This is a genomic window from Anabaena sp. EIM26, assembly GCF_057568715.1.
Map to the genome: position 1 here is coordinate 1292182 of NZ_CM172472.1, position 16483 is coordinate 1308664.

The window sequence follows — 16483 nt, forward strand, 5'->3', positions numbered from 1 at the left end:
TTCAGTTTGTATCTTGATTACTGACTCCTGATGCTAAAAATTTATTTACATCAGCCAACTTAAGGATATTAATTGTTAACTGCTTTAGCTTTGTGGTGGTGCAACAATCGTTTCAACAACTACATTTTTGACACCATTAATTTCTTTTGCCAAAGGTTCAATTTTAGCCAACTGCTCCTGATTACCAACGGTTCCTGATACAGTAACTAGGCCATCTTCTGTAGCCTTAACTGTTAATTGACCACCCGGTATATTGGCCTCTAATTTAGATCGGACTTGACTTGCTAAATCTGAGGCGGCTCTGTCTGTACGATCGCCAGTTGCCAAATTTCGTTCTTCACGAGCGCGAATATCAGCATTTAGTTGTCTTCTGCGGAGTTCACTTTGGGCATCTTCTTTTGCTTCTTGCGTTGTTTGTGCAGCAGGACTTGCTGGAACTTCTCCCGTTTCGGGTGCAGTCACAGTTGTCTTAGCAGTGTCATCGCAAGCAACACTAAAAAGTAAAAGCGAACCAATCAAGAAAGGAGTTAGCTTTTTCATTTGTTTATTTCTTGATATAAATGTGAATGTTTGGAAGTATGGGGTAGAAATTAGGAGCAAAATTTTGATGTTAATACTCCTAATTTTTGCACTGATTGAAAGGTGATTAGACCATTCTTTCGCGGTTATCAACAATAATTACAGGAGCTTCTCCGTTGTAATTACTAGGAACAGTTTCTGCCTGTTTGATTGGTTCAAAACTGTCTTGACGTTCTCTGACATTATGGGGATCAGGGGCATTATAAATAGCAAATTCTTCAATTCCCAGACGTTTGAGAATCGTTTCTGCATGGCGTATTTCTGCTTCTGTGCCATCGACAATTACTAGGTAATGACCTCTTTGGAAGCGATCGCTATAAACTTCCGCCCGTTCTCTAGGAATTCCTAAACCAACCAATCCCCCAGCGATACCCCCAACGGCTGCACCCACAGCACCACCAGTTAAGGTGGTAGCCAAAGCCGTAGCTGCTGCACCAGCTACCATTACAGGCCCCACTGCCGGAATTGCTAAGGTTCCCAAACCAACTAATAAACCGCCTAAACCACCTATAGCACCACCAGTAACTGCACCAGCTTTTACCCCTTCCCCAGCTTGATTACCTGTCTCCAAATTTCTATTCACACTACCATTTGTGTCTTTGGCTATCAGGGAAACATAGCTCATGGGAAAACCAGCATTTCTTAATTCATTCAGTGCGGTTTCTGCATCACGACGATGGGCAAATACACCAACCGCTCTCTTGGCAGTTTGTGTAGTGGGTGGAGCTACATTTTCATGGCCATTGGCTTCGTAAATTTCCCATTGTTTAACGTGATGCTGGCTGATAATTGTTGCTGCACGTTGGATTTCAGCATCAGTACCACGAACAATGATGATATAGTTGCCTTGATGGATGCAATCGTTGTAGAACTGAGTCCGCTGACTGGGAATATGAAAACGAGTAGGCTCAATGCGATCGCTCACATCAATTCCTTCAAAAGCATTCCGCTGTGGATGTTCCCTGTGAATTAAAGAAATTTGGCTTAAAGGAAAACCTGCTTTTTTTAAATCGTTAATTGTTGCTTCTGCATCTTGCAACATTGAAAAGTAACCAATAGCTTGTTTAGTGACATTCCTATCTCGATGGATAACACTTGTTGTTGTATTTGTTGTATTTGTTGTTGTCTGTTGACTATTCGGATGATCATAAATTTCAAACTCTTCAATTCCCCATTTATGGAAAATTGCTCGAACTCTAGCAATTTCTACATCCGTACCATCTATAATGACTAAATAATCTCCTCGCTCCACTCTGGCGTGATACATTCTAGCTCTTTCTTCAGGAATTCCTAAACCAATCAAAGCACCAACTAAACCACCTGCTACTGCACCAATGCCAACACCAGCAGCAGTTGTAGCTATAGCTGTTGCTGTGGCTCCAGCCAGCATAATTGGCCCAATTCCAGGGATTGCTAAAGTTCCCAGTCCCACTAATAACCCAGTTAAACCACCCAAAACTCCACCAGAAACTGCTCCAACTTTTGCACCTTCATCAGACTGATCACCAACTTTTTCATGTACTTGCTTACCTGCTATTTCATCACCTTCTTCTTTATGTCTGGCAATTACAGAAACTCTTTCCATAGGAAAGTTTGAATCTCTCAATTCATGGAGAGCTTGTTCAACATCACGGCGCTGAGTAAATATGCCTACAGCCCGTTTATTCGCATTTATAGCCATACTTTTATTACCCTGAAATTATAGAAGAATTATTCCAGTGTTATGAGACACACTAACTCTATTAGTACATTTTTTTATGCAGTCTACATCAATCTTTTGGAGTAACCTATCTTTATATCATTGGGTATAGATAAATTTTTGATTTGTGAATTAAGTAAGATTTTTCTCATTTTTTTAGGCAACAAAAAATACACAAATCTTGTAATATTACTAGCAGTAAATCTAGTTTATCTAATAACTAATTACTAAATAAAACATATACGACAAGTATTTAAATAAACATGATCTGACTAAATTAAATTCTTCTGTAAGGAAGATAAAAAATGACGCTAAACGATATGTGGAAATTATAAAAATAAAGATTTGGTAAAATTATTAATATCCTAGATATAAATAGAAATACTGTGTTATACACTGAGTAGGTTTAGGCATTCACAAGCCATCAATCTTAGTGGGTGTTTGAAAAGTCTCCTTCCATGTCATGCTGAGGAACGTAGCATCTCAGTATGTGGGCTAAACTCCAGATTCTTCGTTGCGTAAGACTCCACATGGCTAACGCCACGCTATGCCTACGGCACACTACGTGAACGCGAACAGAATGACAAATTATACGTCCCTAAACTTTTCAAATATCCTCTTAGTGGTGCCAGCCTGACGCTGGATGATAGTTCTGATGTAACAGTACAATTACTCAAACAAAATTATTAGAAAAAATTTATAAAATCGAAATTGAGTAGAGTCACTGTTGTGATATTAATCACGTAAACGTTAGCATTAAATCACGGTTACTTAACTAAAACATCTGTTACTGTATAGTCAAGTAAGCCCGCTAAAATATAGAAAAATTTTTAGTTAATGCTTGGTGATGATGGGGAGTTATACTTATGCTGGAAAAACTATTATTAGCATCTATCCTAACATTTAGCTTCAGCCTATTTGCAGAGATGGGTTGGTCTAATTCTAAAAAAGAAATAGCAAAAACTCCTGTACCTCACCAGGAAGTTGTAAGTTTAAGTCAACGACAAAAAAATATAAACCTAGAGATAAATCGGTAACAAAGATAAATACTGTGGTAAATTGACTAAAATTACTCATATCATCTGTTCAGTATAAATCCAGATTCGGCTAAGATTGAGTCCTGAATTAAGATATATGGTGATACTGAGTATGAAAAGCCAAATTATTGCCACAACAGCATTTTTGTTGACTATAAGCTTGCCAATAACCGCGCAAGCGTCTAATTATGAACAGATAAAACAGTTATTAGCCACCAAACAATGTCAAAACTGTAATCTCCGCAATGCTGGTTTAGTGATGGCTAACCTATCGGGAGCCAATTTAAGCGGTGCAAATCTCGCTGGTGCAAATCTCAGCCGTGCTAACTTGAGTGGTGCTGATTTGCGGGGTGCAAACTTGACTGGTGCTAGTTTATTTGGTGTTAACTTAAGTGATGCTAAACTTAGCGGAGCAAATCTGACGGGTGCGGACTTGAGAAACACTTATTTAACAAATATAGAATTGACAGATGCTAAACTTGATGCCGCTAACTTCCAAGGGGCAGTGGGCATACCTTTACAAATTGCCAAACCAGAAGAATTTTACGCTTGGGGTGTAGCAGCAGCTGAGAAAGGCAACCTTAAACCAGCTATTGATTATTTTAGTCAAGCGATCGCACTTAAACCAGACTACGCAGGTGCATATTTATCCCGTGGTGTAGCTAGTTATCAAAGCTTAGACCGAAAAAGCGCCTTGGAAGATGCTCAAATGGCAGCAAAACTGTTTGAAGAACAAAAAAATGCGGAGGGAATATTAACAGCACAAGCTTTTATTCTAGAAGTGAAAACACCTTATACAGAAAACGTTAAACCTAGTAAACCCAGCTTTATGGATTTTGTCGGTAGTCTCGGTTCAGTATTACTGCAATTTTTACCTTTTTAGAGGTGTAAGGGTATGAGGGTATAGGGGAAGAAAAGAATGTCAGATATGGCTTACGCTCCCGTAAGGGATACAGGATTTTCAGGATGTAAGGATAAAAACTGGGATTCTATCACCAATTACCCATTACCCATTACCCATTACCAGCCATAAATTCTTGAGTACATTTTAAAAAATTCTCTACAATAGGCGTTAAACGGTCTTGCTGCCAGATAATAGCAGTTTCTATTAAAGGTACTTCTTCCAGAATCGGACGATAAACTACGCCAGATCTTTGCAGGTTCTGTAAAGAAGATGGTGTAATCGCTACACCCATTCCCGCCGATACTAAACCAATAATTGTTTGCATTTGAATTGCTTCCTGAGTAATGTTAGGGCTAAAATTTGCCTGGTGAAAAAGGCTCATAATGCGATCGTAAAGTCCTGGTGCTAAATAGCGGGGAAACATAATTAAAGGTTCATTGAGAAGCGATCGCACTGAGATATAATCTTTTTGAGCCAGTGAATGAGTTGAGGACAACGCCACAACTAAAGTCTCCTTGTGAATACAGTCATAAGATAGTGTGTCATCTTCTAAAGGAGGATGAGCAAAACCTACATTAATCAAGGAATCTTTCAGCGCTTGTTCCTGTTGGCTTGTAGTCAATTCCAGTAATTCTATTTCTACTTCCAGAAATTGCTCGCGAAATTTTCGCAAAATCAAGGGTAATAGGTCGTAAATTACCAAACTAGTAAATCCTATTCGCAGTTTACCAGTTTCACCTTTTCCGGTTCTTTGAGTCAGTGCCACTGCGGTTTCTAGTTGCACCAGTAGTTGATCAGCCTCTTGTAAAAACACCTTTCCCGCTTCTGTTAGCTGTACTTGTCGCTTAGTTTTGCGATCAAAAAGTTTTACTCCTAATTCTGCTTCTAACTGCTGAATTTGTTGACTGAGAGGTGGTTGAGCCATGTGCAGTTTTTCTGCGGCTTTACTGAAATGTAATTCTTCAGCTACAGCGATAAAGTAGCGCAGGTGTCGTAGTTCCATATTTATGATACTTAATAAGTCTCAATTTTAAATAAATATATATTGGACATATCAAAAAAGTATACATATCATACTCGTACAGAGATTTAATTGAGATAAGAGTAATGAGTGAAAAAACAATGCCAGAAAATTTAAAGAGTAAAGTTGTTACCCAAGGTGTACAGCGATCGCCAAATCGGGCTATGCTGCGAGCAGTTGGTTTTAAAGACGAAGATTTTAACAAAGCCATTGTTGGGATTGCCAACGGTTACAGCACCATCACTCCCTGTAATATGGGGATTAATCAACTGGCACAAAGGGCAGAAAGTAGCGTTAAAAATGCCGGTGCAATGCCCCAAATCTTCGGTACTATTACCATTAGTGATGGGATTTCGATGGGAACTGAAGGGATGAAATATTCCCTGGTATCGCGGGAAGTAATCGCTGATTCCATTGAAACCGCCTGTACAGGGCAAAGTATGGATGGTGTCCTGGCTATTGGTGGATGTGATAAAAATATGCCAGGAGCGATGTTAGCGATCGCACGCATGAACATCCCAGCTATCTTTGTTTATGGTGGCACAATCAAACCCGGTCACTATAACGGCAAAGATTTAACTGTTGTTAGTTCCTTTGAAGCAGTTGGTCAACACAGCGCCGGCAAAATTGACGAAGCCGAACTTTTAGCAATTGAAAGCCTTGCTTGTCCTGGTGCTGGTTCCTGCGGAGGAATGTTCACAGCAAATACCATGTCTTCAGCCTTTGAAGCAATGGGAATGAGTTTACCTTATTCCTCCACCATGGCCGCAGAAGATGCGGAAAAAGCAGATAGCACCGAAAAATCAGCCTTTGTCTTAGTCGAAGCTATTCGCAAGCAGATATTACCCCGACAAATTATTACCCGCAAATCCATCGAAAATGCCATTGCGGTTATTATGGCCGTTGGTGGTTCTACCAATGCAGTTTTACATTTTTTAGCGATCGCTCGCGCAGCTGGAGTAGAACTAAATCTAGACGACTTTGAAACTATTCGTGGGCGTGTACCCGTATTGTGTGATTTGAAACCCAGTGGAAAATATGTCGCCACAGACTTACACAAAGCAGGTGGTATTCCCCAAGTCATGAAAATGCTACTCGACCATGACTTACTGCATGGTGACTGTCTGACTATCTCCGGGCAAACCATCGCCGAAATTTTAGCAGATATACCCGCAGAACCACGTGCTGATCAAGATGTAATTCGTCCTTGGAACAACCCCATGTATGCCCAAGGACATCTAGCTATCCTTAAAGGTAACTTAGCTACAGAAGGTGCAGTTGCCAAAATTACAGGGGTGAAAAAGCCCATCATTACCGGGCCAGCTAGGGTATTTGAATCTGAAGAATCTTGCTTAGATGCGATTTTAGCAAATAAAATCAAAGCTGGTGACGTGATTATTATTCGTTACGAAGGCCCCAAAGGTGGCCCCGGAATGCGGGAAATGTTAGCTCCCACTTCTGCAATTATTGGTGCTGGTTTAGGTGATTCCGTGGGATTAATTACCGACGGACGCTTTTCTGGTGGTACTTACGGCATGGTAGTCGGACACGTCGCCCCAGAAGCAGCAGTAGGCGGAAATATCGGACTTGTAGAAGAAGGTGATAGCATCACCATAGATGCCAATTCTCGACTATTGCAAGTAAATGTATCAGACGCAGAATTGGAAAGTCGTCGTGCCAATTGGAAACCCCGTCAACCTCTTTACACTAAAGGCGTTTTGGCGAAATATGCCAAACTCGTGTCTTCTAGTAGTGTTGGTGCTGTGACAGATTTAAATTTGTTCAACGACTAAACTAATAGACATCTCCGAAAATTAAATATGCGTTATCTGAAACGTTTGTAAAAACGTGAAATGGATAGCGATTTTCGGCTCTACAATTTTTGTCGGAGATGTCTAATCATGGAAAACATTAAATCAGGTAGATAACAGTAATCTAAAAACTGCGTAACAGCTTATTCCTTTTGCATGACCTAGGTAACACAAAATTTTAACCCATTATTTAAAAAGATATTTGCCACATTTTGTTAGTAATCAAATATTGTAACTTTGCTCAAATCTGGATTTGAAAGTCAGGAAATTATTTTTGTGTTTCCTAATTAGATATAAAATGTTTATAAGCTACTAAATTTGATTTTAAATCTTTCTTTTGGTAGTAGATTTGTCTAAAAATTTAAACAAATAAGCCTCTACCAGATTTATGAATATTTAGATAGATCCTAGAGGAAGATGACTAGAATGAGAAATAGATTTAAATTAATTTTGGTGTGTCGAATAACTGCTTTCTATAGAGGTTTAGCGGATTGCTAAACCTTTTTTTAATTTATAAAATCACTAATTAAATCTTCTCTGTGATATTTTTAATACAGCACATATGATCTACTTCTATCCAGCAAATATTAGCACACTAAGCCTTTTTATATTGAGCATCACATCATTTTGAGGTCATTCTAAAAGTAAATATAGCGTTTCCCCATTACATTAGGTACATTTTGATAATTCAAAAATTGTCGTCGCTGCATTAAACGCTTTTTGATATATCACTAAATCTTTATGGGTTTTAATTTTTCTTGGTTCTTCTTCCTTGTCTACCTTGTCTTTCTCCATTATAAATCTCTATGTAAAAAAACCTACCCCTGTGAGGGTTGGGGGTGGGGTTCTTGTATCTCACTCAACCGAGAAACGCTATAATCTATAAATTATCGAAAAAAAATTTTATTCACATTTAATATGATAAATGATTAACAGGTTATCTAATATTTGTACACATCCTATAGGTAGATGAATTGAAATCCAAGTAAGTTTAAATTATCTACATATGGTAAACACTTGGTATATATCTAGGCTTGGTTAACAACCAAGCCTTTTTTGTGCTTAATTTAGGACTTGAATTTTGTTCACTTGCTTAGGCACTCATCAAATACAATCCCGATTTATCTTGATTTCGGTCGTAAGAACCCCTTACAGAACGTCCTTGACGACAATAAATAGGATTGCTATAGCTGTTTATCTGTGAGAAAATACTATTGATAAAGTATCAAAAGTATTGATTTATTAAAAAATTATGCCTAGTCATACGATCAGGTTTGATGACGGAAAATACGACTATATCATGACGATTACTCTTGCCGGTTGTATAGTCAGCATCACAACTGACGGTGTTGGTTTCAATGCACACACTTTTGAAACCCATGAATTGGCTACCGAAACCGAAGCGCTGGAATTTTACGAAACAACTATTCGCAGGGAAAACCCTAGTTATCAGCGGCCAACAGATTCATTATCTACTGAGGTAGAAGAAGAAGAGGAAGAGGAATTTGAGCCGTTAACATTTGATTTCGATTTGAATGAACAGAATTTAGCAACAGATGAATTAGTCAATCGTCTAGCAGTAGTGCTACCCGGTTTAGAAATTTATGAGAGTGAATCTAGCGCTTATCCTTTTAAAACATTTGTTTGGAAAGTAGAAGATCAAGGAGAATTTACTATAGATAAGCTGCTTTTAGCAGAGGGATTTATGCAGTCGATTGTATGGGATAATTTTTTGGCAACTGTCATTACTAATAGCAGTAATCTCCCTAGCAATTTGACTTTAGAAGCAAATCTAAATCCTGAAGAAATTGCTCATAAATGCCAAATGCTAGAAACTACATTGCGAATGCAGTGTAAAAATATTGCTGTTTATAAAATCATGCATTTTGATCCGTTATTACCTGGGGAAAAAATTGATGAGTTTCATTTTATTTTAGGTGAAACTCATGATGGAAATTGGGTAGGAATTGCGCCACAAATTGGTTCTATTGAGGATATTAGAACCGATACTGAGCGATTGCCAATTTCCACAGATTTTACTCTTTTATCCAGCACTCAAATATTAATTAATACCTTGCAAACTATAGTAAATGGCTTGGAGTTTGCTACTACTCCAAACACTACTAATAGAGAATTTTATTTAACATCTGCTAACTCTCAAGAACAAGCAATTTATCAGTTACTTGATGCCATTGATTTTGTCATTACTTGCAATTTTGCTCCCTTTGGTTCAGTAGCAGAATATGAAGATGGTGAATTCTTCCGTGACATCCATCCCTTAGATCAACTGTTGCAGTTAAATCTCACAAATTTACGCGAATATGTGATAGGTTCCTATTCACTTTATCACTTATACAGTATTGGTAATACAAATAGTGGTGATGCAGTAGGAGTTTCAACTGTTGCTGTCTGGACTTGAAAACTTTTTTAACCTTTTAAGGAATCAAAGAAAAGATGTGCAGGTTTTACAAAGGCTTTTGTTTGGGTATACCTACAGGACGAGGAAAATGAACTGGGGTATGTACTACTTTCCGCAAATAGATACAATGACGAATACTTTGAGTTAAAGGAGTTGTGAATTCTTCAATTAATTCAATTACTGCACCTAATTGATTAGCCGCATTTTGTAGATTTGCGGTTTCTTCTTTAGTCCAACTACCCCGATAAATTACAGCTAAACCACCTTTTTTTACTAAAGGTAGACTATATTCAGCGCAAGCAGAAGCAGCCCCCACGGCACGAATTAGGGCTAAATCATAGCTTTGGCGATGTTTCGGTTCTTGACCAATTTCTTCTGCTCGTCCAACTGTGGTTTTGGCGTTAATTAAAGAGAGATTACTTAATAAAGTATCAATAAAATTAATTTTTTTGCGAGTTGAGTCTAACAAGGTAACTTGAGAATTTGGAAAAATAATAGAAATTGGTACACCAGGAAAACCTGCACCTGTGCCAATATCAATTACAGATGCACCTTGATGAAGAGAATCAATAAAATGCTGTTGTGGTGCAATCCCTCTTAAAGAGTCCCAAAGATGTTTTTCCCAAAATTCTTCAGGTTCGGTAATACGAGTTAAATTAAGTTGGCTATTTCCTTCTAAAATTAATTCATACAACTGCTGAAATTGATTTTGTTGTTGAGTTGTTGGTTGCCAATTAAGTGTTTGCTGCCAGATTTCTGTCATTTCTGGTAAAATAGATACAGGTAAAGATTCTAAATTCATTTTCTGATTTTAATATTGGAGATTACCCAGGAACTGGAAAAGATTACGAATTACGAATTACTACTTCTTTCACTTTATTTTCTAATGTTGCGGGGTCAACTGCTGTTAATACACCATGATTTAGTGTCCAACAATGGTCAGCTATTGGTAACAGATCGCCAGCATCGTGTGTTACAACTAATAAAGTCCAATCTTTTTTGAGTTTCGCTAATAAGTTTACTAGTTGACGACGCATTGACCAATCTAAACCAGCGGTGGGTTCATCTAATAATAATAAATTTGGTTGGCGAATTAATTGCACGGATAAGGCTAAACGTCTTTGTTGTCCACCGCTTAAAGCATGGGGTGATGTAGATAAGGATAAATGCTCTAATCCCACTTCGCTTAATGCTTGATGAACTCGCTCTGACCCTAATTCAGGATGCCCTAAACGCAATTCTTCTAAGATTGTACCACCGCAAAAGTGCCTTTCTGGAAACTGAAATACGATTCCGGCTAGTTGTTGTAATTGTTCGGCTATCAGTTGTTGTTCTCTCCAGAAAGCTGCACCGGAGGTAGGTTCAGCTAGTCCAGATAGGATTTCTAGTAAGGTACTTTTACCGGAACCACTGGGGCCAATAATCAAACCTAGTTGCTGGGGTGGTAATTCCAAGTTGATAGATTTAAGAATTGCGGTTGGACAAGCTGTGGGGTGATAAGTTAGATTTCTGAGATAGAGCATTTGTTAAAATTAGCAAGAAGTCAGGGAATAACTGATGGAGTCAATTGAGAAAAACTTGATTTAGCAGCAATAATCATGCTTTTTTTCTATTGTGGCAGACTTAGCTGAGAAAATCGCTACAAGCAGTCAGGGAACAGAAGTAATTGACCAGAGTCTACCTGTGTAGAAAATTTTGACTGTGATAGATACTTCTGAAGTTTACCAATTTTCTACATTTTAAGTAACAGATAAGACAATTTCAACCGCAATTCTTCTGAGGCGTTTTATGTCCAAACAATTTTTCATTCCTCAATTAATCATGTTTTTCCGATTTCCTACCCTTGTTAAAGTCACCTTTGTTACTACTTTTGCACTAAATTTATTGGTGAATCCTTCTTGGGCTGGTGATCCGTTTCGGAGTGGTGAACAGCATAAAATTGGCGATCGCACTGAAGCAGCTTTTAAAGCCATTTTTCAACAAGGAAATTACCCCGCAGCCGCAGATAATCTGCAAAAAGCAATCTCTGAGGAACCAAATGAACCCCTGGCTTACGCTATGAAGGCTTCTTTGGCTTATGGCGATCAAGATTTAGCTGGCTTAGATAAGTACAGTAAAAAGACTTTAGAAGCAGGACAAAAGCTGATTGCTAGTGATCCCTTACGCGGTAATTTATACACTGGTGTCGGCAATTTTTTAGAGGGTGCAGTCATGATCACCCGTGACAAGAGTGTTAATGGTGTATCAAAAGCCCTGAGTCGCTTGACAAAAGTTTATGAGTATTTAGATAAAGCGGAAGCGATCGCACCAAATGATCCAGAAGTAAACTTACTCCGGGGTTACATGAATTTAATGTTAGCGGTTAATTTACCTTTTATCAGCCCAGATCAAGCAATTGAAAAGTTAGAAAAAAATGCTGCACCTGGGTATTTGGTAGATCGGGGTATTGCTTTAGCCTACCGGGATTTGAAACAATATCCTCAAGCCTTAGATTATGTCAATCGAGCCTTAAAATCGACTACTGACAACCCAGAAATCTATTATCTCAAAGCCCAGATATTACACGAAAAGGGTAAAAAAGAAAAAAGCCAGAGTTTGATTAAAGATGCAGTAGTTCATTTTGATAAAGCTTTAACCAAAAAATCCCAACTTCCTGCTAGTCTAGTCAAACAAATTGAACACGAACGCAGAAGCGCAGCCAGCCGATTGACTAATCTGTCATAGTGGTATTCATCTCAGTGAGAAGTTTTCAATTGCAAAGCCTGTAGGGGCGGGGTTTCCCCGCCCTTGATCATATTGCATCCCACCTAAAACCGCTATATAGTAAATAATTCATAATTAATTGTGAAACCCTTTTACTAATTACCCATCTACCAATTACCAAAATGCACATTCAATTCCGTGAGTTTAATCCTTTTGATGTCTGGATTTGGTTGAAATTCAACATGATTCCCTCTGAACGGGAAAAAAAATATGTAGAAGAAGTATTTAATTCCTGGTTTTATCTGGGTAAATTAGGAGCATTTAATGCTGAAAATCTCCAGGTACAGGAAACTGGTTTGGAACTCAGCTATCTGGATTATGATCCACAAGGTTATAACAAAAGCTTTCTCGCTTTGATGCACAATATGGGCGAGTTTGAGTATGAAGGAGAATGGGGGCGTTGCTGGTTTGATATGGGAACTAGCGATGCCATCTCTCTCGATATATTAATCAACGCCCTGACGCAATTAAGTGAGGAATATGTTGATATTCAAGAACTATACATCGGCGGAGAAAATCCAGATTGGCCTATCGAAGATAGCGAAACTCGTGCTGATGCAATTTACGATAATTAACTACAACCATGAATAAATCAGGTCAAATTCGAGTTATAGTTTTAGCTCTAATTCGAGATGGTGATAGAATATTTGTTTCTGAAGGTTATGACCCTACCAAACAATCAACATTCTATCGTGCTTTAGGCGGTGGTGTGGAATTTGGCGAAACTAGTTCTATAGCTTTAGAAAGAGAATTTCAAGAAGAAATCCAAGCTGATTTAACAAATATTCGCTATTTGAGTTGTATAGAAAACCTGTTTAGCTTCGATGGTAAACAAGGACATGAAATCATTCAACTTTATCAATGCGATTTTGCCGATCCTGAATTTTACAAAATCGAAAGTTTAACTTTTTCTGAATCTCCAGAACGTAAACATCGCGCTTTATGGATAGATATTGCTCGATTTAAATCAGGAGAATTAAGGTTAGTACCTGAGATATTTTTTGATTATTTGTAAACTCAGGATTCAGGATTCAGGATTCAGGGGTCAGGAGAAAGAAGGGAGGATGAAGGATAAAGGATATTTTTCTCTTCTGTTCCCTGCCATATCAAACATTGTGTATCCTGAATCCTTAATTGCTATAATTAACTTAGAACATCAACCAAGAGAGTGAATTATGTCTATTCAATTAATGACAAGACGTTTCACCGTTGCACAATACAACCAAATGAATCAAGCTGGTATTCTCACAGAAGATGACAGGGTAGAACTTATTAACGGAGAAATTATTGAAATGTCCCCCATTGGTAGAAGACACGCAGCTTGTGTTGACCGTCTTAATTATTTACTCAGTATTCTTTTAGGAACAAGAGTAATTATCCGAGTCCAAAATCCAATTATATTAAACAATCTATCAGAACCACAACCAGATATAGCATTACTCAAACCTCGTGCAGATTTTTATGAAGCTGGACACCCACAACCAGAGGATATCTTGTTATTAGTTGAAGTTGCAGATAGCAGCATTGAATATGACAGAGAAATAAAAATTCCTCTTTATGCAAGTAGTGATATTTGTGAAGTTTGGTTAATAGATATTTATGAACAACTAATTACAGTTTATCGCTACCCTAACGCAAATGGTTATAGTGAAATCAAAACTTTCCGACATGGTGATATTCTAGATATACAAGCATTTCCTGAAGTTACATTGAGAGTTAATGATGTACTAGGACAACCGATTTAATTAAATTAATCGTATCTATCTTTTTTTAATTTAATCACTTCAATGACATTATCATGATGTTGACCACCAATAATATCTTTTAAATGTATTTTCCCCTCAATATACTGTAAATGTATCCGCCAACCTGATATTTTATCAATATCAGCACGGTAGATAGCTTGTTTAATACCAGTTACTTTGTGTAATCTCGTTTTAGGAAAAGTTCTAGTTCTATGACATTCATTATCTTCTAGTTCTGCTAAAGCTTTGAGAAACTCTATTTTTAACTCCTCTGGCAAAATTTGCATGGCTTCATAAATAACACCATATTCATCTAGAAGAGGCTTAATTTGTGGCATTATAAAGCAGTAACCTTAACCTCTTGATTTTCATCTACCGTAAAATCTTGATAAATAAATTCTGCAATGGCATTATATGCTTGTTGTGCATCTTCCATTTTTACTATTCTAAATAAAGTAACAAGTATACAGCCAAAAATTGGATCATCATCAATAGTTAAAATTACTCTTTGTTGTTCATTAATTTTTAAAGAATATATAGTCGAATCATATGAGTGATTAAGTTTTATGTTTCTGAGTTGTTCGCTGTGTTGATAAAAAGAATTATTTTCAGATGATAAAAGTTCAAAATGGCGATTCATTTCTTTAATAATTTTAAATTTCTCCGTATCATTAAATTTTTCTAAATCTTTCTCAAAATCCTTTGTCGATTCAATGAGTATATCCATCAATTTAACTCCTGAGTCGAAATTTCAAGGTTACTTTAAATTTACCCTAAACTTACAGATAATTGTATGGTGGCAAGTGCCAATGTGCCAGATTTTCATAAAAAACTGACTCATGTCAGAAATCCATTTATCAGAACCTGTAATCATAACTATTCATGCTTATACTGTGAACGGTTCATAGTTTAACCAAATATGGAACTCCTCTCCAAACCTCTCCCCATTCACCGGGTAGAGGCTTAGAACTCGGTTTTTTCATCAATAAAAAGTACAGTTCCTAACCGTTTTGAGTATAAGAACAAATCTTTTTGAATAATCAAACATTATGCCAGTTCAACAGCTAAAAAAGAAACTATCTGTAACTCTATTCATAGTTCTATCAGGAGTTGCAATTACCCAAAGCATTGGTTGTACAAATTTATACTCGGATAATAATAAAAATGTAGCAGATGCCCAAACTCCACCTAAACCAGTACCCCAAGAAATTATTCAAGGGGGAGAAGTGCGGGTTTTACCTGGGAAATTAGATACCATACCTGTTTTTAATAGTAATAGCCCGGAATGGGTAAAAACTGAAGGAGTTTTACTTTCTACTTTTCCCACCAATGGGAAAAAAGTTCCCGCAGCACATCTTAATTTTCCCTTTCAAGGACGCTTTGATTTATTTGCTCATCACTATAGCCATACTCCTAAAGATTTACAAACGCTTTATCTGGGTATAGTTTTGCATAATCCTGGTAAAAAATCTGTAACAGTCGATGTTTTACAAGGTGCAAGTTATTTAATGCAAGATGCACCTTTTGTAACTTTAGCACCATACATTGAAAATAATGATGGCAAGGCTTTTTCCGGCCCGGGAAATAGGGCTGTGGCTGATGTGTTGAGGGGGGTTCGTCAAGCTGATTTTCCGGCTAAATTGGTAATTCCTGCGGGAAAAAGTCGGATGTTGTTAAATCATCCTATTCCGGTGCGAAATTTAGAAAAACCTGTAAATGGTCGGTCTAGCTTTTTTCGTTTGCGTAGTAGTGGGAAAGTTTATACAGCTAGTTTAGCGATGTATGCGAAAAAAAATGCTGATGGTTCTGACCGTGCGCCCACTTTAGCCGAATGGCAAGCTTTATTAAATAACGGTAATTTTGCTGGGCCTAGAGATAAAGTTCCTACAGCACCAGATGCTAAAGGCGGTCAATTGATTTATGGACGTGTAGCGGGCGTTTCTCAAGGTTCTCGGTGGGAAGCGAAACTGGTGGATAAACCGGAAACGCAAACTTTGACAATTCCCCAACCTGGTAAAGCGATTTCCTATCCTATAGCTACTTTGCGGGGTGGTAGATTGGGTACTGAACAAAGTCAAACAGCAAAAATGTTGGTACGTTATGCCGACACAGCTTATGAGGCACATGGTAATTATGGTGTGGAATACAATCTCAGTTTGCCTTTAAGGAATAATACTGAGAAAGCTCAAACTGTTTCCGTGACTTTAGAAACACCTTTGAAAGAAGATAAATTAGCTCAAGGTGGTGTTCGCTTCCGAAAACCATCCTTAGATTTTCCTTTCTTTCGGGGGACAGTGAGGTTGCGTTATGCTGATGATCAGGGGGAACAAAGGACGCGCTATGTGCATTTATGGCATCGTACTGGTCAAGTTCTGGAACCTTTGACAAAAGTTGTGTTACAACCTGGAATGAGGCGCATGGTGCAGCTAGATTTGATTTATCCACCCGATTCCACTCCACCCCAGGTTTTGACGGTGAGAACTTTAGAAAAATGAGGTAAAGACG

At 37.8% G+C, this 16483-nt stretch carries 16 protein-coding genes; 9 read left to right on the forward strand and 7 right to left on the reverse strand.

What is annotated here, in order from left to right; all coding sequences use genetic code 11:
• Positions 1–84: 84 nt before the first annotated feature.
• Together AC012T_RS05505 and AC012T_RS05510 are read right to left on the reverse strand one after the other, a co-directional pair.
• Entirely contained in the window at positions 85–540 is a 456-nt protein-coding gene (locus tag AC012T_RS05505; RefSeq protein ID WP_487063812.1) for a BON domain-containing protein, read from the reverse strand.
• Between the two features lie 106 nt (positions 541–646).
• Positions 647–2260 (reverse strand): histidine kinase, encoded by a 1614-nt coding sequence (locus AC012T_RS05510; RefSeq protein ID WP_487063814.1) that lies wholly within the window; start codon positions 2258–2260, stop codon positions 647–649.
• A gap of 884 nt (positions 2261–3144) precedes the next feature.
• Here AC012T_RS05510 and AC012T_RS05515 point away from each other — a divergent pair.
• A complete protein-coding gene (locus AC012T_RS05515; protein ID WP_487063815.1) occupies positions 3145–3315 on the forward strand; it encodes a hypothetical protein in 171 nt (56 codons plus the stop codon).
• A gap of 112 nt (positions 3316–3427) precedes the next feature.
• Positions 3428–4198 (forward strand): pentapeptide repeat-containing protein, encoded by a 771-nt coding sequence (locus tag AC012T_RS05520; RefSeq protein ID WP_487063817.1) that lies wholly within the window; start codon positions 3428–3430, stop codon positions 4196–4198.
• 130 nt (positions 4199–4328) lie between these two features.
• Here AC012T_RS05520 and AC012T_RS05525 read toward each other — a convergent pair whose 3' ends face one another.
• Positions 4329–5222, reverse strand: a complete 894-nt coding sequence (locus AC012T_RS05525) for a LysR family transcriptional regulator (protein ID WP_487063819.1) — start codon at positions 5220–5222, stop codon at positions 4329–4331.
• 119 nt (positions 5223–5341) lie between these two features.
• Here AC012T_RS05525 and ilvD point away from each other — a divergent pair, with 119 nt between their 5' ends.
• Both ilvD and AC012T_RS05535 read left to right on the forward strand, forming a co-directional pair.
• Positions 5342–7033, forward strand: a complete 1692-nt coding sequence (ilvD, locus tag AC012T_RS05530) for a dihydroxy-acid dehydratase (protein ID WP_487066458.1) — start codon at positions 5342–5344, stop codon at positions 7031–7033.
• 1270 nt (positions 7034–8303) lie between these two features.
• Positions 8304–9470, forward strand: coding sequence for a nuclease A inhibitor family protein (locus tag AC012T_RS05535; RefSeq protein WP_487063821.1), 1167 nt, complete (start codon positions 8304–8306; stop codon positions 9468–9470).
• A gap of 46 nt (positions 9471–9516) precedes the next feature.
• On the opposite strand, the gene rsmG is transcribed toward AC012T_RS05535, so the two are convergent.
• Complete coding sequence (rsmG, locus tag AC012T_RS05540) at positions 9517–10272, reverse strand: 16S rRNA (guanine(527)-N(7))-methyltransferase RsmG (RefSeq protein ID WP_487063823.1); 756 nt, start codon at positions 10270–10272, stop codon at positions 9517–9519.
• A 43-nt stretch (positions 10273–10315) separates the two neighbouring features.
• A complete protein-coding gene (locus tag AC012T_RS05545; RefSeq protein ID WP_487063825.1) occupies positions 10316–10993 on the reverse strand; it encodes an ABC transporter ATP-binding protein in 678 nt (225 codons plus the stop codon).
• 265 nt (positions 10994–11258) lie between these two features.
• On the opposite strand from AC012T_RS05545, the gene AC012T_RS05550 reads away from it, so the two are divergent.
• The 4 genes from AC012T_RS05550 (at position 11259) to AC012T_RS05565 (ending at position 13978) form a co-directional block, all read left to right on the forward strand.
• Positions 11259–12194, forward strand: coding sequence for a Sll0314/Alr1548 family TPR repeat-containing protein (locus tag AC012T_RS05550; RefSeq protein ID WP_487063827.1), 936 nt, complete (start codon positions 11259–11261; stop codon positions 12192–12194).
• 161 nt (positions 12195–12355) lie between these two features.
• On the forward strand, positions 12356–12808 hold the full coding sequence (locus tag AC012T_RS05555; protein ID WP_487063829.1) for a DUF3531 family protein: 453 nt from the start codon (positions 12356–12358) through the stop codon (positions 12806–12808).
• Positions 12809–12816: 8 nt separating this feature from the next.
• Positions 12817–13248: an NUDIX hydrolase gene (locus AC012T_RS05560; RefSeq protein WP_487063831.1), complete on the forward strand. Its 432-nt coding sequence runs from the start codon at positions 12817–12819 to the stop codon at positions 13246–13248.
• 160 nt (positions 13249–13408) lie between these two features.
• Positions 13409–13978 carry a Uma2 family endonuclease gene (locus AC012T_RS05565; RefSeq protein ID WP_487063833.1) on the forward strand — a complete coding sequence of 190 codons (570 nt, stop codon included), beginning with the start codon at positions 13409–13411 and terminating at the stop codon, positions 13976–13978.
• A 5-nt stretch (positions 13979–13983) separates the two neighbouring features.
• Here AC012T_RS05565 and AC012T_RS05570 read toward each other — a convergent pair whose 3' ends face one another.
• Positions 13984–14316 (reverse strand): hypothetical protein, encoded by a 333-nt coding sequence (locus AC012T_RS05570; RefSeq protein WP_015213195.1) that lies wholly within the window; start codon positions 14314–14316, stop codon positions 13984–13986.
• Positions 14316–14705: a hypothetical protein gene (locus tag AC012T_RS05575; protein ID WP_487063835.1), complete on the reverse strand. Its 390-nt coding sequence runs from the start codon at positions 14703–14705 to the stop codon at positions 14316–14318. The genes AC012T_RS05570 and AC012T_RS05575 overlap by 1 nt, the downstream gene beginning before the upstream one ends.
• Positions 14706–15027: 322 nt before the next feature.
• Between AC012T_RS05575 and AC012T_RS05580 the strand changes: the two genes are divergently transcribed.
• The gene (locus tag AC012T_RS05580) at positions 15028–16473 is read left to right on the forward strand and encodes a DUF3370 domain-containing protein (RefSeq protein WP_487063837.1); all 1446 of its coding nucleotides are present in this window, start codon (positions 15028–15030) and stop codon (positions 16471–16473) included.
• Positions 16474–16483 lie beyond the last annotated feature (10 nt).

Excerpts from the sequence above, each read along its gene's own strand:
- AC012T_RS05505 (WP_487063812.1), bottom strand. The coding sequence starts at position 540 with ATGAAAAAGCTAACTCCTTTCTTGATTGGTTCGCTTTTACTTTTTAGT.
- AC012T_RS05510 (WP_487063814.1), bottom strand. The coding sequence starts at position 2,260 with ATGGCTATAAATGCGAATAAACGGGCTGTAGGCATATTTACTCAGCGC.
- AC012T_RS05515 (WP_487063815.1), top strand. The coding sequence starts at position 3,145 with ATGCTGGAAAAACTATTATTAGCATCTATCCTAACATTTAGCTTCAGC.
- AC012T_RS05520 (WP_487063817.1), top strand. The coding sequence starts at position 3,428 with ATGAAAAGCCAAATTATTGCCACAACAGCATTTTTGTTGACTATAAGC.
- AC012T_RS05525 (WP_487063819.1), bottom strand. The coding sequence starts at position 5,222 with ATGGAACTACGACACCTGCGCTACTTTATCGCTGTAGCTGAAGAATTA.
- ilvD (WP_487066458.1), top strand. The coding sequence starts at position 5,342 with ATGCCAGAAAATTTAAAGAGTAAAGTTGTTACCCAAGGTGTACAGCGA.
- AC012T_RS05535 (WP_487063821.1), top strand. The coding sequence starts at position 8,304 with ATGCCTAGTCATACGATCAGGTTTGATGACGGAAAATACGACTATATC.
- rsmG (WP_487063823.1), bottom strand. The coding sequence starts at position 10,272 with ATGAATTTAGAATCTTTACCTGTATCTATTTTACCAGAAATGACAGAA.
- AC012T_RS05545 (WP_487063825.1), bottom strand. The coding sequence starts at position 10,993 with ATGCTCTATCTCAGAAATCTAACTTATCACCCCACAGCTTGTCCAACC.
- AC012T_RS05550 (WP_487063827.1), top strand. The coding sequence starts at position 11,259 with ATGTCCAAACAATTTTTCATTCCTCAATTAATCATGTTTTTCCGATTT.
- AC012T_RS05555 (WP_487063829.1), top strand. The coding sequence starts at position 12,356 with ATGCACATTCAATTCCGTGAGTTTAATCCTTTTGATGTCTGGATTTGG.
- AC012T_RS05560 (WP_487063831.1), top strand. The coding sequence starts at position 12,817 with ATGAATAAATCAGGTCAAATTCGAGTTATAGTTTTAGCTCTAATTCGA.
- AC012T_RS05565 (WP_487063833.1), top strand. The coding sequence starts at position 13,409 with ATGTCTATTCAATTAATGACAAGACGTTTCACCGTTGCACAATACAAC.
- AC012T_RS05570 (WP_015213195.1), bottom strand. The coding sequence starts at position 14,316 with ATGCCACAAATTAAGCCTCTTCTAGATGAATATGGTGTTATTTATGAA.
- AC012T_RS05575 (WP_487063835.1), bottom strand. The coding sequence starts at position 14,705 with ATGGATATACTCATTGAATCGACAAAGGATTTTGAGAAAGATTTAGAA.
- AC012T_RS05580 (WP_487063837.1), top strand. The coding sequence starts at position 15,028 with ATGCCAGTTCAACAGCTAAAAAAGAAACTATCTGTAACTCTATTCATA.